Genomic DNA, 26,905 nt, shown 5'->3' with positions numbered 1-26,905 from the left:
TAGTACTATTTACCGGCTGTATGGCACCAACAATCATGCGGTCGTAATGGGTGTAAACGCAGTTAATTTCATCGGGCTTTACCAGGCCGCCGAGCAGGAAACGCTCCCTTATCAAATCGGTTGGGTAGGCTTTAAAATCGTCGGGATGGACGCTGTGTAGAATTTTCAAAATATTATACTTTATGATTTTAGTTAACGGGCAAGCAACAATTTTACAAACATCGGCTATAAATTAAGTCGGCGCAAACGCATATTTCTACGCAAACGTTGTAGCAATTGCAGGTAATACCAGTTACTTGCCTGACCTATTGTAATAAGCGCTAATTAACTAAAACGTTTTCGCAAATATTAATAAGGGCAAACGGTTTTATGCAGCCGATTACTTGTAATATTGAAATTACAAACCAATTAACTGCTGCGCATAGCCCCAATTAAAGCGCTTTTATTAAGTATTAACCTGATGAAAAATTTAAAATATTTAATTTTGCTGTTCACCGCTGCAATATTATCCAATAGCACTATCGCCCAAAGTACTGCCAGCAAGGACAAAAAGAGTGCGGAAAAATGGGTTAAAAAAAACGAGTGGCGCAACGGTGTTAAACTTAAGCTGCACCCATCTGTAAATGCGGTTGAATTTGACAAACAATACCACGCAGACAAAGCGTTGTGGGATAAAGTTTTCACCTACCTGGCCACTACAAATCTGGACAGTATTGCGCCCGGCAAGTATCCTATCGATGGTGATAAGGCGTTTGCCAGCGTAACAAAAGGCCCCTCTAAAGAGCTGGATAAAGCCGGTTGGGAATCGCACCGCAAATACATCGACCTGCAATATGTAATAGAGGGGCAGGAAAAGATAGGTGTAGTCACTATAGATAAAGCTACGGTATCCAAACCCTATAATGAAACAAGCGACGGCGCCAACTACACTGCGGAGGGTGAATACTATACCGCATCGCCGGGCACCTTCTTTTTATTTTTCCCTGCCGATGTACACCGCCCTAACATTAAGGTTGATGGTTTTGATGTGGTGAAGAAAATCGTGATCAAGATCAAAGTAAACTAAATCCATAGCGTGACCCGTATGATAAAATATAAAACCCTTATCCTTTCCTTTTCGATAACCTGCCTCGCAGCACCTGTATTTGCGCAGGGCGATGTTGCCAAAGCTTTTAGTTTCGCTGCAAAGCAAACCACATTTATGTTGAAAGAGGTAGATTCGGCAAAGGCGCATGCAAACAACCCGGCATTGGTGAGCCCGCGAAATTTAAAACCCGACGGTACTTTGGGATTGATCAATTCCAAAGATTGGTGCAGCGGCTTTTTCCCCGGCGAACTTTGGTTTTTATACGAGTACACCAAAGATGCCAAATGGCTTGCGCCTGCCAAAGATTATACAGCCAACATTGAACGCGAAAAGGATGATGCTACATCACATGATGTTGGCTTTAAAGTTTATAATAGCGCAGGTAACGCTTACCGCCTAACCCGCGACCCGCATTATAAAGAGGTACTTATCCGCGCCGCCACAACGCTATCCAGACGTTTTAACCCGGTTGTGGGCTCGCTGCAATCATGGAACGCCCGTAACGGCTGGAAATTCCCCGTGATAATTGATAACATGATGAACCTGGAGCTATTGTTCGAGGCGACTCATTTAAGCGGCGACTCCAGCTTTTATAAAATTGCGGTAGCGCATGCCAACACCGCTATGAAAAACCATTTCCGGGCAGATAACAGTTCATTCCACGTAGTAGATTATGATCCGGAGACCGGCAAAATACTGCACAGGGTAACGCATCAGGGTTTTGCAGATAGCTCTGCCTGGGCACGTGGCCAGGCATGGGGCCTTTACGGCTACACCCTTTGCTACCGCGAAACCAGGAATAAAGCGTACCTGGAGCAGGCGCAAAAAATAGCTAAATTTATATTAAGCAACCCAAATTTACCCGCCGACCTGGTGCCCTACTGGGACTTTAACGACCCGGCTATCCCCAACGTTCCGAGGGATGCATCGGCTGCTGCTATCATGGCTTCGGCATTGTATGAGCTGAGCACCTATAGCACGGCAAACAGCAAACTTTATAAAACTACCGCAGATAAAATTGTAAAAAGCCTGTCGGATCGTTATCAATCTAAACCGGATGAAAACCACGGTTTTTTACTGCTGCACAGCATGGGGCATAAACCGGCCAAAAGCGAAATAGATGTGCCTATCATTTATGCAGACTATTACTACATGGAAGCTTTGCTAAGGAAAGACCGCCTGGCCAAACGCCGGCCGGTAGTGATACGCTAATATGATCACCAGAAGAAAATTTATTTCGGCGACTGCTTTGAGCACCGCGGGTATTCTTACGGCGTCTGCTACACCTGGCAATGCGCTTGATATTATTGCGCCTGCGGATGACCTCTATATTTTAAGTGACAGCCTTTTAAAGCAATGGGCCGGGGCCTTGTTAAAACTGCAGATAACCGATAAAAGCCACACGGATAACTATGGCGGCATTTATTGCCCGGCCAATAAACTGGTTCACGGGCGCATCGGCGATGCCATTTATCCGTTTTTTCATCTTGCGGATAAAACCAAAGAGAGCAAATATCTCGACTCGGCCATGTTGCTTTACCGTTGGACGGACCGGCGTGTTAGCCAGCCGGATGGTTCCTGGCTTAACGAAGCCGTAAATAAATCATGGAAAGGTACTACGGTGTTTTTGGCTATCGCCCTGGCCGAAACCCTAAAGAACTACAGCCATTTAATGAACGCGCGCTTTAGAGCTGAATTGAGCCAGCGCCTGATGAAAGCGGCCGAATATGTGTACGGCAACTTTTCGTTAGATTATGGTAACATCAATTACCCAATTACCGCATCGTATGCGTTATCGTTAATTGGTACCCTGCTGGATGTGCCGCGATTTATTACAAAGGGCGGCGATTTTGCGCACCAGGCCTTAAAATTCATTACACCCAACAACGCGTTTTTGAAAGGCGAAGGCGGGCCTTATGATAAGGCCAGCGCCAAAGGCTGTTACTCGGTAGATTTGGGTTATAACGTAGAGGAAAGCCTGCCATCGCTGGTATTGTACGGTTTATTTGCTAAGGATGCCGAGGTGCTGGATGTGGTTACCCGCTGCATGCAAACGCATATGGAGTTTATGCTGCCTGATGGCGGATGGGATAACAGCTGGGGTACCCGCAACTATAAATGGACTTACTGGGGCAGCCGTACAACAGACGGCTGCCAAACCGCCTATGCCCTGTTGGCCAACCGCGATCCGCGTTTTTATAAAGTGGCTTTGAAAAGCACCCAACTGCTGCAGGCCAGTACCCACGGCGGTTTGTTATACGGAGGCCTGCATAATGTAAGCTACGGGGTAGCACCTTGCGTGCACCACACTTTTTCGCACATTAAGGCACTTACCGTTATATTGGACCATCCGCATGAACATATAAAACCGGTAAGCAGCAAGGTGACCTTACCCCGTGAGCAGAGCTATGGCGGAAGGTTTTTCAGGGACATTCAAACCCACCTGGTGGCAACGGGTGGTTTTAAGGCAACCGTTACCGGTTACGACCGCGAGTACAAGCAATTTAAACAGGGCCATGCTACCGGCGGGGCTTTAACCATGCTGTGGCACCAAAAGACTGGAACTATACTTAGCGGCAGTATGAACCAATATCAGCTGTTTGAGGCGGACAATATGCAGGCAGATACCGACCCGCTAAGCATGCCCTTAACGCCTCGCGTGGAACTTAAACAAGGTGATAAGGTTTATATGAACATCAACGACCTATCCGCTAAACTGGAGACGAATAGCGTTAATGGCGATGTGGTGATCAGCACCCGATCCAAACTGGTTGATATGGACCAGCATAACCCCGATAGCGGCGAAATTGGCTGCCGGGTAACTTATGCCTTTAGCGCAGCCAGGGTAACCATTCAATATGATATCGATAAAAGTGTTCATGACCACCTCGTCAGGATCGTGGTCCCGGTAGTTTCAGCGTCGACAGAGCGATATACGCATACGGATAAGCTGTTAAGCGTTTACCGCCCCAAAGCAACCATCCGTATAAAAACTAATCGTAAAATGGATATACTGGCAACCACCAGTAAAAACAGGATATTTAATTTTGTGCCGGGTTTTGAGGCCATTCCGGTATGTATCACGGCCAACAGTGCAACAGTTATTATTGAGGTGGCTTAGCCATTTACAAGTCGATTTTTATGTTAACCCATATTTTTCACAAATAATTAATAATCAGTTATTTAAATATATATTTTAGAAAAAGTGTAAACCTTTGTTAATAGTTAACACGTTTTTTCAGCCCGGTTCATTGGCTAAATACTACGAGACGAATTTGTGGAAATGTCCGCAAAAAAAAGCCGCTCTCCGATAGGAAAGCGGCCGGGCAGTAAGCAATCATCAATTTACTAAAGGATGTAAAAAATCTTTGACTGGTTGTAGCTGGCACCAACCGGAACCTCATCTTCCTGCTTGAAGTTTTCTTTCAGCATTTGTTTGATATCACGCTCAATATTGCGCGATATGGTGGTGGTTGGGGTATCGGTAGGCTTGTTTTCAAACGGGTCCTGCAGGTGTATGGCCATGCTTTCGATCAAAAAGAACGAGGAAGCAATCGCGATAACCAGAGGCACCTCTACCACACCAAAAAACTCGATCAAGCCAAAAGGCAGCAGCAAAATAAACAGCCAAACCGACAAGTGAATATAAGTGCTGTAGGTAGCAGGAAACACCGTATTTTTAATACGCTCGCATCCGCCCATCTCGTTAGAGAACCGTACCAGCGTTTCATCTAACTGCACCTGCTGATACTCATTGATCCAGCCGAGTTTGTAGGCACTGCGCAGGTCGGCGCCCTGCAGCTCCAATAAACCCACCGGCACGTTGCTGTATTTTTTAACATGGTTAATGTCCTCTTCACTTATCAGCCGTTCCAGGCCGTTTAACGCATCTTGTTTACGCAGGTGCTGGCTCAGGCTGTAGCACCAGGCTATCTGCCTTTTGGCAACGCGTTCGCAAAAAGCTTTCTCATCGCCTTCGCCATAGGGCGTATCTACAAAGGTCATCAACTGGCGGGTAAGGGTGCGGGTATCGTTGACTATTCCTCCCCAAAGCGTACGTGCCTCCCACCACCTGTCATAAGCCTGGTTTGATTTAAAGGCCAGCAGCAGTGATATTACCGTACCTAATATGGTGGGCACCGCAATGGGTATGGATATGCGCGTGAAATGAAAATTATTGTACATAATGGCTATCAGTATAGAATATACAGCCACCATGATCACGTCTTTCCTGATCTTCCCGAAAATGTATTTAGCGGGGATATTTTCTTTTAGTAACATAGGATAGAATTTTTAGATGGTTTAAACCTGGGTTAATAATTCCTGGCGATATGCAGGGGCAAACTCCTGGTTTTTTACCCTTGCAAAGGTTTGTGAATTGGCGCTTATAACCGGCAAGCCGCATTTGTGAACCAGCAATGCCGGATCTACGCTTGATTTATGGATAGGCTGGTAAGCGGCGTTTTCCGAATAAGCCACGGCGTGTACCTTATTAGCCTCTAAAAAGTTTTTAAACATGCTTAAGGTACTGCCGTACAAAAACTCAATGCGGATATCTTTAATGCGCGGATACTGGGCTCGCAACTGGTTACAGCGTTCATAAAAGCCGTCGCTTACCTGCTCATACTCACGGCTGCGTTTGCTCAGCATGAGCAAGTCCGTTATGGAATCGGACAGTTTAAAAACATGAACGAAGATCAGGTTAAGGTCGCCGGTGTTGAACTGGCTGTGTATTGCGTATACGACGTTTAAGGAAGATGGCTGGTAATCGGTGGGGATCAAAACGGTTTTCATAAGTGGTAGTGTTAATAATGAATGTTGTGTTGTTTACTTACACAAATCAACATCACACTCATTAAAGGCTATTAAGACACTTATTAGAAGTTTATTAGAGTTTAAAATAAATGTTCGCGTGCAACTCACTCACTAACACCTAATAAAACGTCAGGGAGTGCCCGACACTATTGTGATTGACCAATTTATTAGAAAGTTATTAGAAGCCCAACGGCAGATTTTAAGAAGCAGAGCAATGTCAACCCGCCACCGGCAGCAGCACCTGTATCTCGGTACCTACCTTTTCTTCGCTGCGGATGCCTATACTGCCTTTGTGCAGCCGGATGATGTTAAGGGTAAGCGGCAGGCCTATACCATGCCCTTTAAACTTACCTGTATTTGATGCCCTGAAGAAAGGTTCAAAGATCTGCTGCTGCTCATCTTGCGGTATACCAATGCCGGTGTCTGTAACCTTTATAAGGATGCGGCCATTCTCGGCATTGAGCCTGATCTTGACAGGGCGGTTATCTGAATATTTACAGGCGTTGAGGACTATATTGCTTATTGCCAGTTGCAGCAGGTTACTGTTGCCTTCAGTATAAAGCATTTCCTCGTTATCCGGCAGCGCCGAAAAGTCGATATCTATCACGCTTTCCCTGTCAATCCGTTTCACCGACTCTGCAACGCCCAGAACCAGTTCATCAACCCTTATCTTTTGCCAGTTCTGCTTTTTACCGTCAAAACCCGTTTGGGCCAGGCCAAGCAAACTGGCCAGAATGCTGCCAAGCTTTTCAGCTTCATTCAAAATGGTTTTTACAGACGCCTTTGCAGGTTCGCTTACGCCATCCCCCTTAAGCAGCAGTTCGGTTTCGCCGGTAATAATAGTTAACGGTGTCCGCAATTCATGAGATGCATTGCTTACAAAGTTGTTCTGCGTTTCAAAGGCGGTCTCGAGCCGGGTGAGCATATTATTAAAAGTCAGAACAAGCTCGGCAATCTCATCTTTGCCTTTTACTTCATCCAGCCGCATGTGCAGGTTGTTGGCCGAGATATTTTTTACGCTTTTTATAATACCCCTCACAGGTTGTAGCGTATAGTATGAAAATATGGTACCGGCTACATAGGTAAGCAGGATAGATACCACAAAAATAATAAGCAATACCTTTTTCAATTCCTCCAGTTCTTTAAATCCGTAGGGATCATTGGCAGATACGATAACGATGTACTTGTCGCCACCAATATTGAACAAACCGCCCGCATAAAAATGGTTTTCATTGGTGTACCGGGCCTTGCGTAAGGTGAGGATGTTGAGATAAAACTGGTCGGGCAGATCGACCACCCGGGTATAAACCGGGTTGCGCGTGGTATCCAGCTTAATGATGTATTCGGTTTCGTCAGCCAGTTTTTCCAAGTAGCGCATCCGTACCTGCTGGTAGGCTGCCGAGTTTTTGTCGGGTTTTATTTTGATCTCGGCCGTTAGGTTAACCCGCGCCTCTAATCGCTTAAAAAAGTCTTCAAAGTTAAATTCAGAAACAAAATAGAATATCGAAGCATTGAGCAGCACCAGCCCGAAGGTTGATATAACAAAGAACAGTAAAGTGATCTTAGTTTGAAGCTTCATCCGGGGTATTTTCTTTAAACATATAGCCCATACCAAATACAGTGTGGATCAGCTTGATATCATACCCGTTATCTATTTTTTTGCGCAGGTAATTTACGTAAACATCTACCACGTTGGTGCCCATGTTAAAATCGATATCCCAAACGTTTTCCAGGATCTGAATGCGGGAGAGCACCATGTTTTGATTTTTTACAAAATACTCCAGCAGGTGATATTCAGTAGCCGTAAGGTTAATATTTTTACCGTATCGTTTAGCGGTTTTAGATAACGTATCAACCTCCAGCCCGGCAATGCTAACCACGCTCTTAGGAGCATTTACCGCCCTGCTGCGCCTTGCGAGCGTGCGGATACGGGCTTCCAGCTCGGCAAACTTAAAAGGCTTAGCCAAATAATCGTCAGCGCCGCTGTTAAGGCCGGTCACTACGTTCTCGGTACTGGACAAGGCCGTCAGCATTAAAATTGCCACCGTATCGTTTTGCTTGCGGATCTCTTTGCAAACCTGGATACCATTCATCCCCGGCAACATAATATCCAGTATAATAACGTCAAACTGGTGGTTAAGCGCCATGTCAAGGCCCATGTTGCCATCGGCCGCTACACTTACTTCCATGCCGGCGGTTGTAAGCCCCCTGCTTATTACAGATACCAACCCCGGCTCGTCTTCAACAACCAGTACCTTCATATTATGACGTTTTTGCTAACGCGATGATGTCCTTACCTTCCAATACCTTTTTGTCATAACCGCTTATAGTTACCTTCAGCATAGCCGCAGCCAGTTCCTGCAGCGTGCAAAACCCGGCAGGGTAAACTGATCGCCCCAGCGGAAACAGCCAGTTGATAAACTTGTAAAAGCTATGCGTTTTGGTGAGGCCTTTTATAGGTTTAATAAAGCCCGGCCTAAAAGCGTATGCATTCTTAAAAAGGCCGATGAGTTCGTTCTCGGTTTTGCCTTTAACAGCTGCCCAGCCGTCGCCCTTTTCGTTACTATCGGTGCCCGCTCCGGATACGTAGCAAAATGTAATGTCGGGCGTTAAGCCGTAAAGCGTTTGCGCTACGCTCATAGTAAGCATATAGGTGGTTTTGTAATAATCTTCTTTGCTTACCCCCACCGATGAAATACCGAGGCAAAAGTAACAGGCATCATAACCAACCAGTTCATCCTCGACAGGCAACAAGTCGAAAAAATCCTGATGTACTATCTCCTTTAATTTAGGGTGCACGTACCCGGCAGGTTTGCGGTTGATGATCAGTATTTCGGCAACATCCGGGTTAAGCAGGCATTGGTGCATAACACCCTCCCCTACCATGCCGGTTGTGCCGGTTATTATTACTTTAATAGCTTTGCTCATGTGTTTGTAATTACAATGGAGGCAACAGGGCCCTGCCATGCTATAATTTAAAATATCGCATAATGTTTGTACATGCCGCAAACCCAGCAGGTACTAAACGCTATATCAAATGGGGCTTTGATGCAGATAAGAAAAACCGACCTGGTTTAATACTAAGCCTTGGGTGCGGTTTTAAGCGTATGTTTCCGTAGCAGGCTGATCACTACATAGGCGCCAACAATTGCCGGAAAAAATAACAGGAACGACCGCTGCAACAAAGTAAAGATAGGCAGAATTGCTTTAGGAACCACATTGCCGCCGCCAAACAAGGCCGATATGCCTACCTCTGCAAAACCGCTGCCGCCGGGACTTGGTGCAAAATAAATCATGAACTGAATAAGCACCTGCATCGATATCACCTGCACCAGGCTGGCATTTACGCCCAGGCCTAAAAGGATAACATACTGCATGCAATACTTGTTAAGGTAAAGCAGTGTGGTAATAATTAAACTAAGCGGGAACAAAAACGGGTGCTGCTTAATGATCACACTACAAGTTTGCTGGTATTTGCTGATACTTAAAAAAGAATTATCGGCCCATTTAGCCAACCGCTCCTTCCGCTTAGGGAAGATGGACGAAAGGCCGTTAGCGATCTTTTTAATGATGATGCCTACCCAAACCGGTTTCCAGAACGCCAGTAAAAAAGCAATTAAAAATAACAGGAAGAAACTAAAGCCATATTTGAGCATGGCCGGGATGATACCGCTTATAGAACTGGTATCCATCAGCATAATGGCAACAAAGCCGGCAAGCGGCATAAAAATAAGCGTGGCGCCCATGTTAATAAGGCTAACGGCAAACGCATCTATAAATCCTACCCCGGCACTGGTGTAAACAAATATTTGCGCCGGCCCTGCCCCGCCATGTGCAGGCGTTACAGCCCCCATAAACATGTTTGCCACATTTGCCCTGAAGCTTACCCAATGCGATACCGCCGGTGCCAGTTTACGGATGTAAATATGGTTGCGCCAGCTGCCCAGCATCAGATCGGCAAAGAGCATAACAAAACAAATTGCAATGTATTTGTAGGATATATGGCTAAGTGCCTTTACCGTGTTACCGGTATTGGTATAAAAAAAAATGCCGGCAATAGTTATTACCGTTATCAGCGCAAACCAAAATGCGCCTTTAATAATAATATTCTTGTTAAATACCGTTTGAACTTCCTGTTTATCTTGCGCTATTGCTTCCTGGGTAGACGATGCCATTAATTATTCGAGAGCTAAAAACTTTATTTGCAGATGCGGGGTAGCGGCAATTACTTTTTCTTATCGAAAAAGGTTTTCATACCGGCAAGGTTATCTGAATTGATCAGATCAACCCCACAATCCATTAACGTTGCCCATACTGCAGGGTTTTGAGGAATGGCCCAAAGCCTTACCTTTTCGCCTGCAATGTGCGCATTGTTAACAAATTTACAAAGTTTTTCTTTCTGAAGTGTTGTAATCGGTTTCTTTCCGTTCCAGTTTAGTATTTTGGAGTACTTGGCACTGGCCATTAAGCAAAGGTCGCTTAGAAAGTTGCCGGAGCGGCTCTTTTTAAGATCGTCATCAATAAATGCGTAACGCAGGTTTTCGCGGGCCATCAGTTCATAAGGCTTGTGTCCCGAAATGATAACGGTAACCGCCCGCTCCGTTACTATACCATCCTCGTAACTGGTTAATATCGAACGGTATTTATCCAGCTGTTTAGCAAGTTCGATGTACGTTTTGTCGGCATCAGATTTAATATCGATCATCAAAATTACCGGTTTGCTATATCCCGAATAGATACTCTCCTGTATGGCAAAGCGCTCAAAAAGTGGGCGCAAGTATAAATTTTCTAATGTTTTTCCTTTACGGAAGAAGGGTAGCAGGTGTGCTACGGTAAGGTTGCCTTTATGCAAAAATATATCAGCCTCGATATTGCCTATACCATAATCAAGGGCATCGCTAAGCGGGCGTTTATGTTTATAGTCATTATGCGCGAATGCATTTTCCAGCACAGTTTGTGCACATACGGCAGTGTGAGCACCAATTAATATCAGTAACAGGAATAAAGCTCGTTTAAAACGAAATATCATACAGTTTAAATAACTCAGCGCAGCTTACGCTGTCAGGCAACAATCAAATCTACATCAAGCAAATTAATTGCGAGTTAAATTAACATTAAACTGTCATATTATTTCATAAATCACCATTTATTTTTACGCTTTAATTCAGTGCCTCACCTTCTGACGACTTAGGGGTGATGCCTTTCCATTTCAGTATGGTATCAAACAGATCGGCAGTGCGTGCAGCATGCTCCGCCCAACCTTTTTGATTATAAATAAGCGGTACATGAATGTGATGTTTATGCAGCGATCCATGTGATCCTATATGCTCCGGATATTCCCAAAATTCGCGGAGATCATAACCAACCGTCGCGCTGATCACGATATCGCCTGCCCTTCGGCTTTGAAACAATTGATAAATTTGGAATACCGCATCAGGATAATCTGTTTCAAAAGTAGCTTCCAATATGGCGCGGTGCCCTGTTGCCGAAATTGGGCCACCATATGCTAACACATCTGCAGTAAGAGGTTCGTAAGTAAATACATCATCCTTTACGGCAATTTTTGCCTTACCATTTCGATTATGAACAATAAAGGTTTGCTCTTCGTTGCCACGGTAAATAGCAAAATCTACAGCATCTTCCAGCAAAAGTAATTGCAATTTATCAGCGCCCATGGCATCAATAATGCCCTGCTCGCGCAAAACCTCATCGCCGGTATGATTAAGCAGGTGTATACTGCCAAATGAATTACCAGAGATCATAACCGCCGACTTGGGGTTACTTTTCCATATCACGGGGTAGTAAACCGATTTAAGCCCGTGATTGGTCATCCAGTCGCCCAGGTCAAGGTGCTTGGTTGTCGGGGTAAGCCCATGATCAGATGTCATCACAAAAAGGGTATCGTCCCACCAGCCTTTTTCTTCTAGTTTGGCACGCACTTCGGCCAGGCTGTTATCTACAATTTTGTAAGCTTCAATGGTGCGTTCATCGCGAATGTGGTGATAGTGCGAATCCCAGTCAACACTTGGAAATACTGCGAACAGGAAATCGAAGTCTTTATCGGAGTTTAGTAACTCCATAATTCGCCTGTGGCCCTCAATATCTACCGGGTGGTGGCGCAATTTAAAATGTGCGCGTGTATACATCCAGCCTTTGCCCTTTTTACCCAGGTCATATTCGTCGGGCACGTTGCGGGTTATCATATTATACAAATTGTATGATTCGCCCATCAGTTCGAAAAGGGTAGGCTTATCTGCCGGCATGTCTGTATTGAACCAGGCAGCCTCGGGCCCGCAATAACTGCGCATGGCATTTTTATTGAAACGAGTGCGCTTGAATTCCTTTTTATCAAACCAACGGATGCCGGTTATATCCATCGTTCCCGGGAAATGCCCTGTTAAAAACGGCAAATAAGCCGGGCCGGTGGTAGATGGGAAACAGGTAGTAGCTTTACGGTACGTACCCTCGTCAATTATCCGTTTAATATTTGGTAGCAGCCCCTGCTGTATCAGCTCGGGCAACACTTCACTATGAGCACCATCTACCAGGTAAAACAGCACTCTCTTCTTGCTCTGCATTGATTAAAAAAAATATATTAAAAGAGAACGCATACAGCTGTATGCGCAATTTAGCAGGGGTGTGCAAAGGTAAATAAATTGAGTGAAAGTTAAACGCTTGTGAAATTGAAACCCATACCATTATGATCCGTAATCTCTTTTAATTTCACGGAAAATTGTTAAGATTGCATTTATTTACAAGTGTGAATAAATGAAGCGATTGGTTGCTATTGGTTTGTTGACGATCCATTTTTTTAATTTGGGTGGTTACCTGCTACTGCACCTTTACGCCCTGGCACAGTCAGATAAGTTCATGAACGAACTGATCAGCAGGAATCTGTACAACCCCAATACACTTATAGAAATTAAGGTTAAACAAAACCTTCCCGGTATAACCGAGTGGCCCGATTTTAAAAACGTTAACGGCCAGATACAGTTAAAAGAGGCTTGTTATAATTACGTAAAATTAAAATTTACCAAAGACACACTGTACGTTTTGTGCGTGCCTAACTATGAAAAAACCAAGCTGGTTAAGAGTAATATCATCTACGCTAAAGAAGTAAACGACATACCGCAGGATAGTAAAGACAACCATTCTGCCACAAAAAAAGGCGGTGCCGATAACAACTACAGCCATACGGAACTACAATATCAGTTTTTGTTGTTTGTAAATGTCCGTTCGCTTATTTTAACGCCGGCTAATACCCACATAATTACTCCATTAATTTCTGTTGAAAGCCAGCCTCCCGAGCAACTCGGCTAACGCCCGGATTTAAAGCAATGTTTCCGACTGCGTAGCAACCTCGCTATGCATAGCGCATTGCATTCTTTTATTTTTATTCAACAGAATTATAATGACACATCAAAAAAAAATGATGCTGGCTTGCCTGTTTTTTAGCGGCATTTACCAGCTGCAAGCACAAACTTTAAAAAACGATACTGTAAAACTGGATAGCGTGATCATCAAAGAATCGCGCAGTAAACACCTCCCCGATGTTAGCGGCATGTTCATTTATTCAGGTAAAAAAACAAATATTATTTATGCTGATCCCGGTAAAGCAAATTTAGCCGGTAATGTGGCCCGAACACTATTTTCGCAAGTGCCGGGAATCAACGTTTGGGAAATGGATGGCGCCGGATTACAGATAAACATTGGTACGAGGGGTACAGATATGCACCGCTCTATTGAGACCAATATGCGCCAGAATGGCTATGCAACCAACTCGGATGCCTTTGGTTACCCGGAAAATCATTATAACGTACCCTTTCAGGCAATAGAACAAGTACAGATACTTCGCGGATCGGCAGCTTTGCAGTTTGGGCCACAGTTTGGCGGTATGTATAACCTTAAATTAAAGGAAGGAGACAGCACCAAAGCTTTCGGCTTCGAAACGGAACAATCAGCCGGTTCTAACCGCTTCCTAAATTCATATAATGCCATTGGCGGCAAGGTAGGCAAGCTTAGCTACTACGCTTATTTTAGCGCCCGTAGCGGCGATGGCTGGCGGCCCGATGCAGCTTTTAACTACCATGCTTACCATGCCAGCCTTAAATACCAGTTCAATTCAAAGGGCAGCATCACATTCCAGTTTTCGCGAAGCGATTATGTGCAGCAAATCGCGGGAGGTTTAACCGATGCACAATACGCCGTAACCAGCAGGCAGTCTAACCGGTTCCGTAACTTTTTTAATCCGGTGATAAATATCCCGGCTCTAAAATTTAACTACACATTTAGCCATGATACCCGCGTCGAAATAATGTCTAATATGGTTATTGGTCAGCGTAACAGCGTACAGTTCATTGCACCATCAAACGTAAATGATACCCTTAATACCACGCTTAAAACGTTCAATCCCCGCCAGGTCGACCGTGATTACTATACCAGTATTGCTACCGAGGCGCGGTTGCTCCACTCTTATGATCTGGGTGATTTGAAAAGCACGCTAAGTGCCGGACTAAGGTTTTCTGACGGCCTTACCAAACGCAAGCAACGCGGGCTCGGCACTACCGCTACCGATTTTGATTTGTCGCTTACCAAAGATTACGGGATAGACCTGCATGCGCAAACGCGCAACTATGCCGCATTTATTGAAAACATCTTCAGGATTTCGCCCAGGTTTTCGGTTACGCCGGGCGCACGTTACGAGGTTATCAAAACAGATCTTACCGGGGTAATAGTAAACCGCACAGTGCCGGTGAAGTATCAGGCTACGCGTAAGTTTCCGTTGTTTGGCACCGGCTTGCAATACCAGGTAAATAGCAGTACGCAATTGTATGGCAATGTATCGCAAGCATACCGCCCATATCTTTACGCGGCGGTTACCCCTGCCGATCAGCTAACCATTGTTGACCCAAATATAAAGGATACAAGGGGATACGACATCGACCTGGGCTACCGCGGGCATATCAACAATGTGTTTACCTTTGATGTTAACGGATTTTACGTTTATTACGGCAACAGGCCCGGCACGCTTACCATTAAAGATGCGGCAAATGCAAATCACCTTTACCTTACAAATATTGGTAACGCGGTGGCTAAAGGAATTGAGGCTTATACCGAATTGTCACTTATCCGCGGGTTTAACCCGGCAGCCGGCAGCGACCTGCGTTTGTTTAACAGCCTGGCGTATACACATGGCAGGTATACCAGTGGTGCTATCAATAACGCTGGTGTTAACACAAGTTTGATTGGCAATTACATTGAAGGCACCCCGGAGTGGACCAACCGTACCGGCCTTACTTATCTGAACAATCATATTACTACCAGCTTATTGATTAGTTATGTAAGTAAGAACTTTAGCGATGCCAACAACACGGTTAACAACCCAACAGGTGCAACAGGCATTGTACCCGCTTATCATGTGGTAGACTGGTCTGTTAATTACCGGTTCCTGAAAAGCTATCATGTTAATTTTAACCTAAACAACGTACTTAACGCTAAATATTTTACCCGCCGCATTAACATGTACCCAGGCCCCGGCATTTTACCTGCCGATGGTATTGGATTTAACATCGGCTTAGGGATGAAGATTTAAAGCGAATACTACCAAAAACTCGATAACAACAAAGCCCGACTTATTAAGACGGGCTTTGTTGTTATGATATTATATATGCTTTTAAGACGCGTGCATTAAATATGTCTTTTAACTACATCGAACAGTTCAATCAGGTCAAATGGTTTTTTTAGATAACCGTCGGATTGACCGGCCTCGGCAATTTCGGCAATGTTGCTAACTGCTGATACGATGATCACCGGGATATGACTGGTATTAGGGTCGGCTTTGAGCTCTTTACTTAACTGCTGCCCATTGGCATCACTTTTCCAGTCGGTAAGCCAGTTATCCAACAATATAAGGTCCGGCTTATGGTGCTCCAATGATTTAAGGATCTTTGAATTTTCTGACGAGATCACGTTATAACCTTCCTGCTCGAGTGCGTAGGTCACCGTATCCCTGATGTCTTTATCGTCTTCAATAACTAAAATTGTTTTATTAGCCATAATCCTTATCCGCCTTGTATTTGTTGTTTTTGTTAATAATGCCGTTTAATTACCAAGCATCTTTAGTTACGATTACTATAACGCCCTACTTGTTTTTTTGTTTACATCGACATTTGAGATATCACCTTAACACACTCTAAACTAACCTCGTTAATATCTTAACATCGGCAGGCCCGGTAAGCAACGCAGGCGATATATGTACAAAGTACTTGTAGTGGGGCGTCTCCATATGGCGGGCCAGTACATCCTCGTCTGCCCACTCCTCTTCAATTACATACCGGGTAGGCTCGTCCTTGTATTGATACAATTCGTAAGCCAGGCAGCCTTCTTCCTGCTTAGAGGCTTCAACAAGTTTTTTTAACTCAACGTCAAACGCTGTCTCTGCATCTTTTTTACAATGCAAACAAGCCAGTAAACTCACGCTCATAAAATATAATTAATACCTTTTAAACCCGATTAAGTGTGGTTTGTTTACCAGCAGTCTGTAATTAAGTTATTGCACTTAAATCGCCCCATCTAAATTAAAGCAGTTACGGCAACGGGCTTCGTAACTTTCTTTTTCACCTAACAAGATCTTACTTTCGTTAGGTACTAAACGGTATGAAAACATGGCCTGCTGGCCACATTTAACACAAACGGCGTGCAATTTAGTAACAGAATCGGCTATCGCCATTAACTGGGGCATACAGCCAAAGGGACGGCCTTTAAAATCCATGTCCAGCCCGGCTACTATGACGCGTACACCGCTATTGGCGAGGGTGCTGCAAACTGTTATAATCTCATCGTCAAAAAACTGGGCTTCATCTATCCCAACAACCTGTATGTGATTTGCAAGGGGCAAAATGGCCGATGAACTATCTACCGCCTTAGATGGAATGGAATTTAAATTGTGTGATACCAGGGCGCTTTTGTCATAGCGCGTATCGGCAACCGGGCTAAAGATCTCAACATTAACTTTAGCGATCCGGGCACGGTTAACACGCCTTATCAGCTCTTCGGTTTTGCCCGAAAACATTGATCCGCAGATGACTTCAATACTCCCTCCAATCTCATTTCTCCTTCTAAAAACTTCCTCGGTGTACAATGTGTTCAATCTTTTGTGAACAGCTAATATCAGAATTTTATAGTATTTTTGATAAGCAATTTCCTAACAAATAGAGCCATGAAGCAGCCGGAAGTATTTAAAAAGATAGGCGGTATTATACAAGAATTACAGGAGCAGTATGACTATTTGCAAACCAATGCCGACAATTTTAACGATCTGGAACTTGAACTTTTTGTAGCTAATACCCACTTTTTAAAAGACCACGCCGAGATATTGCGCAAGCTGAATTTGCTAAAACAACAGCAACAGCCCGAACTTCCATTACATATCGAACCGGCAAAACCTGAACCGGTGAAACCTGCCCAGCCGGAGATCCGCTCGATTGCGGATGAGCCTAAGTATTTTGAGCCTGTAGTTATTCAGAAACCGATTGAGCGACCGCCTTTTAAACCTGAAGCACCAAAGCCCGCTCCTGCCGAGGCTGTCCAGTTTGAATTGATACCACCTGCAGTTGAGGAGCCGGCCCCACAGATAGATTTAGGCAGCACAAAAGACGACTACTCCTTTGAGCGGCAGGAACCCGAAACTATCCGGCATGAATTAATAATGGATGAGGCCGAGACATGGGAAGAAGACGAGGATGTAGAAGAACCGTTGGATCAGGAACCGGAGGTTGAAAATATTGAAGAAGAAGAAGAGCCCAAGGTAGCGTTGCCGGTAATTGAGCCTGCCGAACAAGTTACCGAAGCGGAGGAACCGATACCTACAAACCCGGAGCCTATCATTGAAAATCAGCCCAAGACAGCGGCGGAGCCTAAGCCCGATCCAATACCTGCTGCAGATGATAAACCTCTTAGCCTGAACCAGCGCATTGCAGCGCAATTAAAGGACAAGCAAACCGCAGGAACTGAACACACTGCAGAAGCACCTATTACTGATATTAAGGCAGCTATAAACCTGAATGACAAAATGCTTTTTATAAAAGAGCTTTTTAATGGTTACCCTTTATCTTACAGCGAAGCTATTGAGATTGTTAACCGCTTCAAGAGTTTTGAAGAGGCGGACCGTTTTTTAAAAACCAACTACGTTACCAAAAACAACTGGGAGGCCAAAACCATCGCCTACGAAAAATTCTACGCGCTGCTTAAAAGGCGTTACGCATAAATAATCCCCATCCGGTTCGAGTCAAGTTTCAGAAGGATAAACAGCAGGGTGGTAAAGCTCCACAACGATGATCCACCATAACTAATAAAAGGGAGCGGGATGCCAATTACCGGCATATAACCAATAGCCATAGCAATATTGATAATAACGTGGCAAAAAATAATTGATGCCACCCCATAGCCGTATATGCGCGAGAACGGCGCACGCTGCCGCTCGGCAATCAGGATTATCCGCAGCAGCAGGAAAAGATATAAGCCTAAGACGACCACAGAACCGGCAAACCCCCATTCCTCGCCTACAGTACAAAATATAAAGTCGGTGCTTTGCGCCGGCACAAATGAGTACTTGGTTTGCGTGCCCTGTAAATATCCTTTGCCCCAAACCCGTCCCGAGCCGATAGCTATTTTAGATTGGTTTTGGTTGTAGCCTACTCCGCGTAGATCCTTACTTAACCCAAGTACTTCATCAATACGCACACGCTGATGCGGTTTTAAGCCATGATAATAAATAGGCTTTACGCAAAATATAAACCCAATGGATAGTACCAGCGCGATAACGAGCCCTGTTGCAAACTTGCGGTTACGGCCAAACATAAACAGCAATAACGCTGCAACAACTATAAGCGTTACTATAATAACCCATGTGTTTAGTAATAATGAGGATATAAACAGAGTGGCTAATAACCCGATAACGATGAGGAAATAAACAGATAATCCTTCGCGGTACAACACAAAAATCAGCGAACAAAATACCAGCGTTGATCCGTCATCGGGCTGCATTTTGATGAGCAGCATGGGCAGCAATATTATCCCACCGGCTATCAGGAAAGATTTTGGATCAGTAACCTTTACATTGGTTGCACTAAGATATCGTGCCAGTAATAAGCAGGTGGCAAATTTGGCAAATTCTGATGGCTGCAGCCTGAACCCGCCCCCCATATCTATCCACGCCTGGTTACCGCCAACGTTATGGCCGGCAATAAGCACCACCATAAGCAGCAGCACTGTTCCAATGTATATCACCGGCGCAAGCGCCGAGAGGAAACGGCTCTCTAACAGCAGTATAACCGTACCAATTACCAGTGCCGATATAATAAAGATGAATTGTTTACCATACTCGGTATCCATATCAACAATGCTTGGATGATTCTCATCAAAAACCGCCGCATGGATATTGAACCAGCCAATGGTACACAAGCACAGGTATAACAGCACCGTTAGCCAATCTACGTTAAAAAAGAAACTGCGCTGGTTATTCATTGTCCTTTCGTTTTGGCAGCATTGCGGTTAACGGGTTCCCGGCTGTATGTTTACGCGGCTTATTTTGTGCCGATTTTAAGCTGGCTTTGTTTATCGAATCCTGCTTTTGTTTCCGGATCGAATCCAGACTTAATCTTTTCAGGCTATCTGCTTTTAATTTAGCTTTTTGGGTTGGAGTGATAACAATCTCGGGCAGCAGGTTCTTATCCATATAATATTCAGGATAGATACCGGATGGCCGCTTACTGATGCTACCGCGTAAATACTGCTCTACAATAAAGCTGGCTATCGGCGCCGCCCAGGTAGCACCCTGTCCCGCATTTTCTACAACTACGGCAATGGCTATCTTTGGATTATCGCGAGGCGCAAACGCTACGAACACGGAGTTACTTTCACGGTTTTTCACCTCGGCAGTACCGGTTTTACCACACATAATGATGCCAGGTATTTTTGACCCATCTGCAGTACCAAAATCAACTACATTTTGCATACCGTTAATAACCGGTTCAAAATATTGCGAATCTATCCCTACATAATTACGAACTGTGTACTCATGTTTAATAACCTGTTTATCGCCTATGGATTTGATCAAATGCGGCTTATAATAAAACCCGCGATTAGCGATGGTAGCTTCGATATTGGCCAATTGCAGGGGGGTTGCTAGTAATTCGCCCTGCCCTATGCCTAATGAAATAACGGTGCTTGAGCGCCAGCCCCCTTTGCCATAAATTTTATCATAATAGGCAGCTTTAGGCAAATTACCGCGGCCTTCGCTCGGCATATCCAGGCCAAGCCTTGTACCCAGGCCAAACTTGGCCACATTATTGCGCCAGTAGTTAAATGAGGTATCGGTTTGGCGGGCCCCGTTACGGTTGATCAATTTCTCGAATACCATATCAAAATAGCCGTTACAGGAGTGCGCAACGGCACCGCTAAGGGTTACATCGCCATGCACTTCATGATGGAAACAGGGAACCCGGCGGTTACCAGCCTGGTAATAGCCCCGGCAATGGTAAACCGTTTGCGGCGTAATGACTCCTTCTTCCATCGCTATCAGCGCGCTCAACGGTTTAAATGATGAACCCGGCGGATAGTAAGCCTGTACCGGCCGTGCAAAAAATGGCTTGTATGGGTCTTTATATAATTTAGCAGCATTGTTGCCCCGCTCTCTGCCCACCAATAAGTTAGGGTCATAAGTGGGGCTGCTTACATAACAAAGGATTTCGCCGGTTGACGGCTCAATGGCAACAATGCTGCCTACTTTATTCTGCATTAATTTTTCACCCAACTTTTGGATTTTCATATCCAGCGACGATATCAGCCGCTCGCCGGCAACAGCGGCGGTATCAAATGCGCCGTTGGCGTAGCGCCCTTTACGCACATTGCGCGAATCGACCATAATATTTTCAACACCACGCTGACCGCGTAAAACGGTTTCGTACGATTTTTCTACACCGGTAATACCAACATAGTCACCCGGACTATAATATCCGTTAGATCTTTTAATAATGGCATCTGTGGCTTCGCCGATGTAACCAAGAAATTGCGCGGCGGCGGTATCCGGGTAAGTGCGTAGAGACCTTTGCTGGGTATCAAAGCCCGGAAACTCCGACAACCGTTCCTGGAAAGATGCATACTGCTGTGCCGATACCTGTTTCTCAAAAACTGATGAGCGATAAGGCGAGTATTTGCGCGCCTTGATCATACGCTTATCAAACCCCTCCCTGTCAATGCCCAGGAGTTTACAAAACTCCACGGTATCAAATGGTTGTACTTGTTTGGGCACAACGGTAATATCATAAACCGGCTCGTTTTGTACCATGATCTTACCGGCACGGTCAAGGATGGGCCCACGGGCAGGATACTTTAAAAACCGGCGTACAACGTTGCGGCTGGCATATAAGGAATAGCGATCGTCAATAACCTGGATATAAAACAGGCGGGCAAGCAAGATAAGTACAAAGGTGATAAAGATACCGGCTATAACGTATCGCCGTTCAAAAAAACTGTTCATTTACGTTCTTTCTTTCTGAAAAATAACAAGCCCGAAACCAGCATCAAAAATACGGTAAATATTGAACTCAATAAAAAGCGTGTTAGTGTGTACTCCAATTCAGAAAAACGAAAAACCTCTAAATTAAAAAGAAAGAAATGATGGAACAGTGTAAGAATGAGTGCGTAACTAAAAAACCACCTGAAACCCATTATACTTAAGGTGGGCTCAGGCTCGTTATCAAAACCGTCTTTCTGTACCGTTACGCTGATAAACAAGATACGGACCAGCGCCAGTAAAACGCAGCTGGCTGCATGCAGGCCGGGCGTATCATAAAAAGAATCGATGGTTAAACCCAGTAAAAATGCCAGTACAAAAAGCAACACGTTAGGAATTTCGAACGGAAGCAACAGAATAAATAAAATGTACAGGTAAGGCGTGCTGAGGTTGTATAACGAGATGTTTTTGAGTAAAAACACCTGCAAAAAAACCAGCATGATAAACCTGATAAGGTTAATGATGATTATTCTACTCATCTTTTTTCTCCTGGGCCTCCAGTCCCGCCTGCTCAACGGCAAACCTGTTAATGATCACGTATACGTATTGCAGCTTACTAAAATCTACAGAAAGGGTTACTTCCATATTTAAAAAGAACCCGCCGCCCTTTGCATTCAGGCTGCTAACTCTACCAAGCGGGATGCCCGCCGGAAACAGTGAAAGATCTGACGTTACAACCATCTCACCAACTTTGGGTTGGGCATTATTAGATACATCTATCAGCAAACCTTTATGGGGGTTCATATCTTCGCCCCATTGCAGGTACCCAATCTCTTTATTGTTGGCCAGCATAGCGCTAAAGCGGGTATCCTTATGCAACAGCGATTGCACAATGGCCATATGCTGCCCCACTAAAACAACTTTGCCTACTACCCCGCCATCGGTAATTACACCCATGCCTTTGGCAATGCCGTTACTACTGCCCCGGTCAATGGTGATGTAGTTGTTGCGCTTGTTGACGGAGTTGTTAAGCACCTTGGCGGGTACGTACTCGTACTGCTGTTTGTAGTTGGTATCGTTTACCATCTTCTTTCCGGCAGTATCAACATATAATGATGTTTTAAGCTGGTTACGCAAACGGGCATTCTCAAGGACCAGGTTATCGTTCACCTCGCGCAGGGTAAGGTAGCCTTTCAACTCGTCAGCCCGCGCGTAAAAATTGCCGGTGATCTTGTTGGTACTATTTATTACACTGGCCTTTTGAAAAGAGTTGTACTTGATGTAAATAATAAGGGAACTGATCTCGAAAATGAGAAACAAGAAAAATGCGTTGTACTTAGTGATAAATATCAGGAGGTTGCGCATCTGTGGGTAAGTGGTTGATTACGTAAGTGGTGATTAGTTGAGAGTGCAGCTAAACCATTCACTCAATCAACTAATCACCGCTCACAAATCGGCTATTGCATTAAGAACTTAAAGTTACCTATGTTTTTAAGGGCAGTACCGGTACCACGCACTACCGCACGCAGCGGGTCTTCGGCAACATGTACCGGTAGTTTGGTTTTAGCAGCTACCCGCTTGTCTAAACCACGCAATAAAGCACCACCGCCGGTTAAATAAATACCGGTTTGATAAATATCTGCAGAAAGCTCGGGCGGGGTTATCTCCAGCGCTTTTAAAATCGCTTCTTCAATCTTGGATATGGATTTATCCAGGCAGTGCGCAATTTCCGTGTAGGAAACAGTGATCTGTTTAGGTACACCTGTCATTAAATCGCGGCCTTGTACGGCAAAATCTGCAGGTGGCTCACTCAGTTCTGGTAAAGCGGCACCCACTTCAATTTTAATTTTTTCGGCAGTACGGTCACCTATCATGATATTGTGCTGGCGGCGAATGTATTGTACGATATCTGAGTCGAAGTTATCTCCCGCTACACGGATAGACTGGTCGCACACAATACCTGATAAGGCTATAACGGCAATTTCGGTAGTACCACCACCAATATCGATGATCATATTACCCATAGGCTCCTCAACATCAATACCAATACCTACCGCGGCAGCCATTGGCTCATAGATCAGGTAAACCTCTTTAGCGCCTGCAATTTCCGCACTATCACGTACGGCACGTTTCTCTACCTCGGTAATGCCCGATGGGATACAGATCACCATACGCAACGACGGGAAAAACCATCCTTTACCCTGGTTGATCATTTTGATCATCCCGCGTATCATCAGTTCGGCAGCATTAAAATCAGCAATTACGCCGTCTTTAAGCGGGCGAACGGTGCGGATATTATCGTGGGTTTTACCTTCCATCTGCATAGCCTGGCGGCCAATGGCAATTACTTTGTTGGTGGTACGGTCAAAAGCCACAATTGAGGGCTCATCAACAACCACTTTATCATTATGTATAATAAGGGTATTTGCGGTACCCAAATCAATGGCGATCTCTTGTGTAAAAAAATTAAATAAACCCATGTGGTGTATATTTCAAATAATTTGCAAAGTTAACAATAATAATGAACACGAATTTCGACGAAGCCTGCTGCCCCTACACCACCTAAGGCATATGTGTCGCAATCCAGATTCTAAAATAACCCGCTCTTGTAGGTATTTTATTGGTGTAAATTAGTAATTAATAACTCCACTTTGGTGTAATTAGTGTATTTATTAATGTTTAAAATGGCGCACGCCGGTGGTTACCATCGCAATGCCTTTTTCATTACATTTATTGATAGAATCCTGATCCTTTATCGATCCCCCCGGCTGCAGAACCGCGGTGATGCCCGCATCTGCAGCTATCTCCACGCAATCCGGAAATGGGAAAAAAGCATCAGAGGCCATTACCGCACCTTTAAGATCGAAGCCAAAACTTTCTGCCTTTATAATAGCCTGCTTCAGGGAATCTACACGGGATGTCTGGCCTACACCGCTTGCCATCAGTTGATTATTTTTAGCAAAAACAATAGTGTTTGATTTGGTGTGTTTAACCACTTTATTAGCAAAGAACAGATCTTTCATTTCGTGCTCTGTAGGCCGGGCATTAGTAACGGCATTCATTTGAGCCGGGCCTTCAACGGTATTATCTTTATCCTGCTCAATTACACCATTTAAAAGTGTTTTAAATTGCTTAGCCGGCAATTCTACCGGTTGGCGCACCAATACAATACGGTTCTTTTTAGCCGACAGGATCTGTACCGCCTCGTCTGTGTAAGCCGGGGCAATCAATACTTCGTAAAATATCTTATCTATCTCTGTTGCGGTGGCCGCATCTATTTCGTCGTTAGCAATGATCACACCACCAAAAGCCGATACCGGATCGCAGGCCAGCGCATCGACCCACGCTTCTTTAATGAACGAACGCGTGGCAATACCACAGGCATTAGTGTGTTTTAATATAGCTACAGTCGGATCGGTAAATTCATCTATCAGGGCAACGGCAGCATCCACATCAACCAGGTTGTTGTATGATAACTCTTTACCGTTCAGTTTATTGAACATGGCATCCAGGTTACCGTAAAAAATGCCTTTTTGATGCGGGTTTTCGCCATAACGCAAAACCTGACTGGTTTGAATACTTTGTTTAAACACCGGCATTGGTTCGCTGCGGTCAAAGTATTGGAATATGTGTGTATCGTAATTAGACGAAATATTGAACGCCTTTTGCGCGAAACGGCGGCGCTGGTCTATAGTAGTTGCACCGTTCTGTGTTTTCAGGATATTTTCCAGTTCGCTGTAATCATCTTTAGAAGCAAGGATCAACACGTCTTTAAAATTCTTGGCTGCTGCACGGATCAGTGAAATGCCGCCGATATCTATCTTTTCAATGATATCTTCCTGCCCTGCACCGGAGTTTACCGTTTCTTCGAATGGGTAAAGGTCAACAATAACCAGATCGATTTCCGGGATATCGTATTGCACCAGCTGCTGCTCGTCGCTATCGAAACTTCGGCGCGCCAAAATTCCGCCAAATACCTTTGGGTGTAATGTTTTTACACGACCGCCCAAAATAGATGGGTACGAGGTGAGGTCCTCAACAGCAATAACATCAACACCCAAATCCCTGATAAAAGTTTCGGTACCACCGGTTGAATAGATCTTCACCCCCAGGCGGTTTAACTCGTGGATTATTGGCTCCAGGTTGTCTTTGTAATAAACAGAAATAAGGGCATTTTTTATTTGAACAGAATGGCTCATTTGTGATGCGTTTTTTGAGCCGCAAAGGTAGTAATTAGAGTTTAGACATTAGAGGTAAGGACTTAGTTTTTTTGATTTAAACCCAATGGGTAGCAACATCTTCAGCCTCTAAATCTAACTTCTCATCTTCTTCAATAATCCCTCAATAACCTTCGGGAAATGTTGATGCTCTAACTGCTGGCCTTTAAATTTAACCATCTCCAGATTATCGCCGGGTTCTATTTTGAATTTAGACTGATGAATGATCTCGCCTTCGTCGAACTGGGTGTTGACAAAGTGGATCGTTATGCCCGATTCTTCTTCGCCGGCGGCTAAAACCGCTTTATGTACATTATCGCCATACATACCTTTACCACCAAATTTAGGGAGCAGCGCAGGGTGCAGGTTGATGATCTTATTAGGGAACGCATTAAGCAAACTTGGTGGCACCAGCCATAAAAACCCGGCAAGTACAATTAAATCTACCTGCAAATTTTTAAGGAGTGCAATTACATCGTCGGTATCGTAAAACTCATGGCGGGTAAAAATATGCGAGGGTACTTCAAAGTTATCGGCACGCTGTAAAACGTACGCCTGCGGGTTGTTAGTGAGTATCAATACTACCTCGGCATCGGCGTTTCGCTTAAAATGCTCCATAATCTTCTGGGCATTTGATCCGGAACCTGAAGCAAAAATGGCAATTCTCTTTTTCAAAATAGCTGGTAGATTTTGTACTGCAAATTATAAATTTTTAGTTGCTTATTTAGCAGAAGTTGCTTTTTGCCTGATAAAGCCATAACGTGTTATGGTACGCGGTTGTGTAGTAGTATAATACGCCCCGATATCTCCTGTATTAAACACCAGTGAAAACTGGCCGAGGTTAGCGATCTGCACCTGTGTAAAGGGCTGCGATTTACCGGCCTTGGTTGCATCTAGCACAGTAATATCCGAGGTAAGGTAAAGCCGGTTATCTGCCAGCGTCCATTTGCCTTTTGCCGTAGGCTGAACCTTGCAATCAAAGTTGGTATAGGTACAGGTATTATCTTTAAAAAAGGTAAGCAATTGGGTGGTATCGCAATCAGCGTTTAATGTATCTGTTTTGATCTTCGAGTCGCCTATATAGTGGTCGACCTGTAACGATGCCAGTTGCCAGGTACCAGTTGTTAACAGATTAGGGATGTTGCTTTTATCTTCTTTTTTACACGAATTAATAAAAACGGCAATTGCAATAATGCATACCGATAAAAAGCAGATGTGTTTAGTATTCATTTACGCTGCAAAGATAGTTTATTAACACAATTGAAAAGCTGC

Annotated in this window: 25 protein-coding genes; 6 read left to right on the top strand and 19 right to left on the bottom strand. The window is 44.5% G+C overall.

The window, feature by feature from the left end:
• Nucleotides 1–460 precede the first annotated feature (460 nt).
• Genes ACE5CV_RS16580 through ACE5CV_RS16570 form a run of 3 tightly spaced genes read left to right on the top strand, consistent with a single transcriptional unit; the run spans nucleotide 461 to nucleotide 4,208 of the window.
• Nucleotides 461–1,066: a YhcH/YjgK/YiaL family protein gene (locus tag ACE5CV_RS16580; RefSeq protein ID WP_374951311.1), complete on the top strand. Its 606-nt coding sequence runs from the start codon at nucleotides 461–463 to the stop codon at nucleotides 1,064–1,066.
• An 18-nt stretch (nucleotides 1,067–1,084) separates the two neighbouring features.
• Nucleotides 1,085–2,299: a glycoside hydrolase family 88 protein gene (locus ACE5CV_RS16575; protein WP_374951310.1), complete on the top strand. Its 1,215-nt coding sequence runs from the start codon at nucleotides 1,085–1,087 to the stop codon at nucleotides 2,297–2,299.
• Nucleotide 2,300: 1 nt separating this feature from the next.
• Nucleotides 2,301–4,208: a hypothetical protein gene (locus ACE5CV_RS16570; protein ID WP_374951309.1), complete on the top strand. Its 1,908-nt coding sequence runs from the start codon at nucleotides 2,301–2,303 to the stop codon at nucleotides 4,206–4,208.
• A gap of 227 nt (nucleotides 4,209–4,435) precedes the next feature.
• On the opposite strand, the gene ACE5CV_RS16565 is transcribed toward ACE5CV_RS16570, so the two are convergent.
• From ACE5CV_RS16565 to ACE5CV_RS16530, 8 genes are all read right to left on the bottom strand, one after another.
• Nucleotides 4,436–5,368, bottom strand: coding sequence for a bestrophin family protein (locus ACE5CV_RS16565; protein ID WP_374951308.1), 933 nt, complete (start codon nucleotides 5,366–5,368; stop codon nucleotides 4,436–4,438).
• A gap of 21 nt (nucleotides 5,369–5,389) precedes the next feature.
• Nucleotides 5,390–5,881 (bottom strand): hypothetical protein, encoded by a 492-nt coding sequence (locus tag ACE5CV_RS16560; RefSeq protein ID WP_374951307.1) that lies wholly within the window; start codon nucleotides 5,879–5,881, stop codon nucleotides 5,390–5,392.
• Between the two features lie 238 nt (nucleotides 5,882–6,119).
• Nucleotides 6,120–7,481, bottom strand: coding sequence for an ATP-binding protein (locus ACE5CV_RS16555; RefSeq protein ID WP_374951306.1), 1,362 nt, complete (start codon nucleotides 7,479–7,481; stop codon nucleotides 6,120–6,122).
• Nucleotides 7,465–8,163 carry a response regulator transcription factor gene (locus ACE5CV_RS16550; RefSeq protein ID WP_374951305.1) on the bottom strand — a complete coding sequence of 233 codons (699 nt, stop codon included), beginning with the start codon at nucleotides 8,161–8,163 and terminating at the stop codon, nucleotides 7,465–7,467. Before ACE5CV_RS16550 ends, ACE5CV_RS16555 begins: the two co-directional genes overlap by 17 nt.
• 1 nt (nucleotide 8,164) lies before the next feature.
• Entirely contained in the window at nucleotides 8,165–8,830 is a 666-nt protein-coding gene (locus tag ACE5CV_RS16545) for an epimerase (RefSeq protein WP_374951304.1), read from the bottom strand.
• 152 nt (nucleotides 8,831–8,982) lie between these two features.
• Nucleotides 8,983–10,077: a YbhN family protein gene (locus ACE5CV_RS16540; protein WP_374951303.1), complete on the bottom strand. Its 1,095-nt coding sequence runs from the start codon at nucleotides 10,075–10,077 to the stop codon at nucleotides 8,983–8,985.
• 50 nt (nucleotides 10,078–10,127) lie between these two features.
• On the bottom strand, nucleotides 10,128–10,931 hold the full coding sequence (locus ACE5CV_RS16535; protein ID WP_374951302.1) for a phosphatidylinositol-specific phospholipase C/glycerophosphodiester phosphodiesterase family protein: 804 nt from the start codon (nucleotides 10,929–10,931) through the stop codon (nucleotides 10,128–10,130).
• Between the two features lie 130 nt (nucleotides 10,932–11,061).
• On the bottom strand, nucleotides 11,062–12,480 hold the full coding sequence (locus ACE5CV_RS16530; protein WP_374951301.1) for an alkaline phosphatase family protein: 1,419 nt from the start codon (nucleotides 12,478–12,480) through the stop codon (nucleotides 11,062–11,064).
• Nucleotides 12,481–12,670: 190 nt separating this feature from the next.
• Here ACE5CV_RS16530 and ACE5CV_RS16525 point away from each other — a divergent pair, with 190 nt between their 5' ends.
• Nucleotides 12,671–13,222 carry a hypothetical protein gene (locus ACE5CV_RS16525; protein ID WP_374951300.1) on the top strand — a complete coding sequence of 184 codons (552 nt, stop codon included), beginning with the start codon at nucleotides 12,671–12,673 and terminating at the stop codon, nucleotides 13,220–13,222.
• A gap of 91 nt (nucleotides 13,223–13,313) precedes the next feature.
• Entirely contained in the window at nucleotides 13,314–15,494 is a 2,181-nt protein-coding gene (locus ACE5CV_RS16520) for a TonB-dependent receptor family protein (protein ID WP_374951299.1), read from the top strand.
• A 95-nt stretch (nucleotides 15,495–15,589) separates the two neighbouring features.
• Here the strand turns inward: ACE5CV_RS16520 and ACE5CV_RS16515 are convergent, their stop codons facing one another.
• The 3 genes from ACE5CV_RS16515 to ACE5CV_RS16505 form a co-directional block, all read right to left on the bottom strand.
• A complete protein-coding gene (locus ACE5CV_RS16515) occupies nucleotides 15,590–15,958 on the bottom strand; it encodes a PleD family two-component system response regulator (protein ID WP_374951298.1) in 369 nt (122 codons plus the stop codon).
• Between the two features lie 136 nt (nucleotides 15,959–16,094).
• Complete coding sequence (locus tag ACE5CV_RS16510) at nucleotides 16,095–16,385, bottom strand: putative quinol monooxygenase (RefSeq protein ID WP_374951297.1); 291 nt, start codon at nucleotides 16,383–16,385, stop codon at nucleotides 16,095–16,097.
• A gap of 75 nt (nucleotides 16,386–16,460) precedes the next feature.
• Complete coding sequence (locus ACE5CV_RS16505; protein WP_374951296.1) at nucleotides 16,461–17,051, bottom strand: thymidine kinase; 591 nt, start codon at nucleotides 17,049–17,051, stop codon at nucleotides 16,461–16,463.
• A gap of 69 nt (nucleotides 17,052–17,120) precedes the next feature.
• Between ACE5CV_RS16505 and ACE5CV_RS16500 the strand changes: the two genes are divergently transcribed.
• Nucleotides 17,121–18,167, top strand: coding sequence for a hypothetical protein (locus ACE5CV_RS16500; protein WP_374951295.1), 1,047 nt, complete (start codon nucleotides 17,121–17,123; stop codon nucleotides 18,165–18,167).
• Here the strand turns inward: ACE5CV_RS16500 and rodA are convergent.
• From rodA to ACE5CV_RS16460, 8 genes are all read right to left on the bottom strand, one after another.
• Entirely contained in the window at nucleotides 18,158–19,426 is a 1,269-nt protein-coding gene (rodA, locus tag ACE5CV_RS16495; protein WP_374951294.1) for a rod shape-determining protein RodA, read from the bottom strand. The genes ACE5CV_RS16500 and rodA overlap by 10 nt on opposite strands.
• Nucleotides 19,419–21,440 (bottom strand): penicillin-binding protein 2, encoded by a 2,022-nt coding sequence (mrdA, locus tag ACE5CV_RS16490; protein ID WP_374951293.1) that lies wholly within the window; start codon nucleotides 21,438–21,440, stop codon nucleotides 19,419–19,421. The genes rodA and mrdA overlap by 8 nt, the downstream gene beginning before the upstream one ends.
• On the bottom strand, nucleotides 21,437–21,955 hold the full coding sequence (locus ACE5CV_RS16485) for a rod shape-determining protein MreD (protein WP_374951292.1): 519 nt from the start codon (nucleotides 21,953–21,955) through the stop codon (nucleotides 21,437–21,439). The genes mrdA and ACE5CV_RS16485 overlap by 4 nt, the downstream gene beginning before the upstream one ends.
• On the bottom strand, nucleotides 21,948–22,781 hold the full coding sequence (gene mreC, locus ACE5CV_RS16480) for a rod shape-determining protein MreC (protein WP_374951291.1): 834 nt from the start codon (nucleotides 22,779–22,781) through the stop codon (nucleotides 21,948–21,950). The genes ACE5CV_RS16485 and mreC overlap by 8 nt, the downstream gene beginning before the upstream one ends.
• Nucleotides 22,782–22,873: 92 nt before the next feature.
• A complete protein-coding gene (locus tag ACE5CV_RS16475) occupies nucleotides 22,874–23,896 on the bottom strand; it encodes a rod shape-determining protein (protein ID WP_067054626.1) in 1,023 nt (340 codons plus the stop codon).
• Nucleotides 23,897–24,088: 192 nt separating this feature from the next.
• Nucleotides 24,089–25,615: a bifunctional phosphoribosylaminoimidazolecarboxamide formyltransferase/IMP cyclohydrolase gene (gene purH, locus ACE5CV_RS16470; RefSeq protein ID WP_374951290.1), complete on the bottom strand. Its 1,527-nt coding sequence runs from the start codon at nucleotides 25,613–25,615 to the stop codon at nucleotides 24,089–24,091.
• A gap of 114 nt (nucleotides 25,616–25,729) precedes the next feature.
• Nucleotides 25,730–26,308, bottom strand: a complete 579-nt coding sequence (gene purN, locus ACE5CV_RS16465; protein WP_374951289.1) for a phosphoribosylglycinamide formyltransferase — start codon at nucleotides 26,306–26,308, stop codon at nucleotides 25,730–25,732.
• 45 nt (nucleotides 26,309–26,353) lie between these two features.
• Nucleotides 26,354–26,863 (bottom strand): DUF5004 domain-containing protein, encoded by a 510-nt coding sequence (locus ACE5CV_RS16460; protein WP_374951288.1) that lies wholly within the window; start codon nucleotides 26,861–26,863, stop codon nucleotides 26,354–26,356.
• Nucleotides 26,864–26,905: the final 42 nt, after the last annotated feature.

The organism is Mucilaginibacter sp. (assembly GCF_964263795.1).
Taxonomy (GTDB): Bacteria; Bacteroidota; Bacteroidia; order Sphingobacteriales; family Sphingobacteriaceae; genus Mucilaginibacter.
The sequence above is the reverse complement of the archived record's forward strand: the minus strand, read 5'-3'. Positions and strand labels throughout refer to the sequence as shown.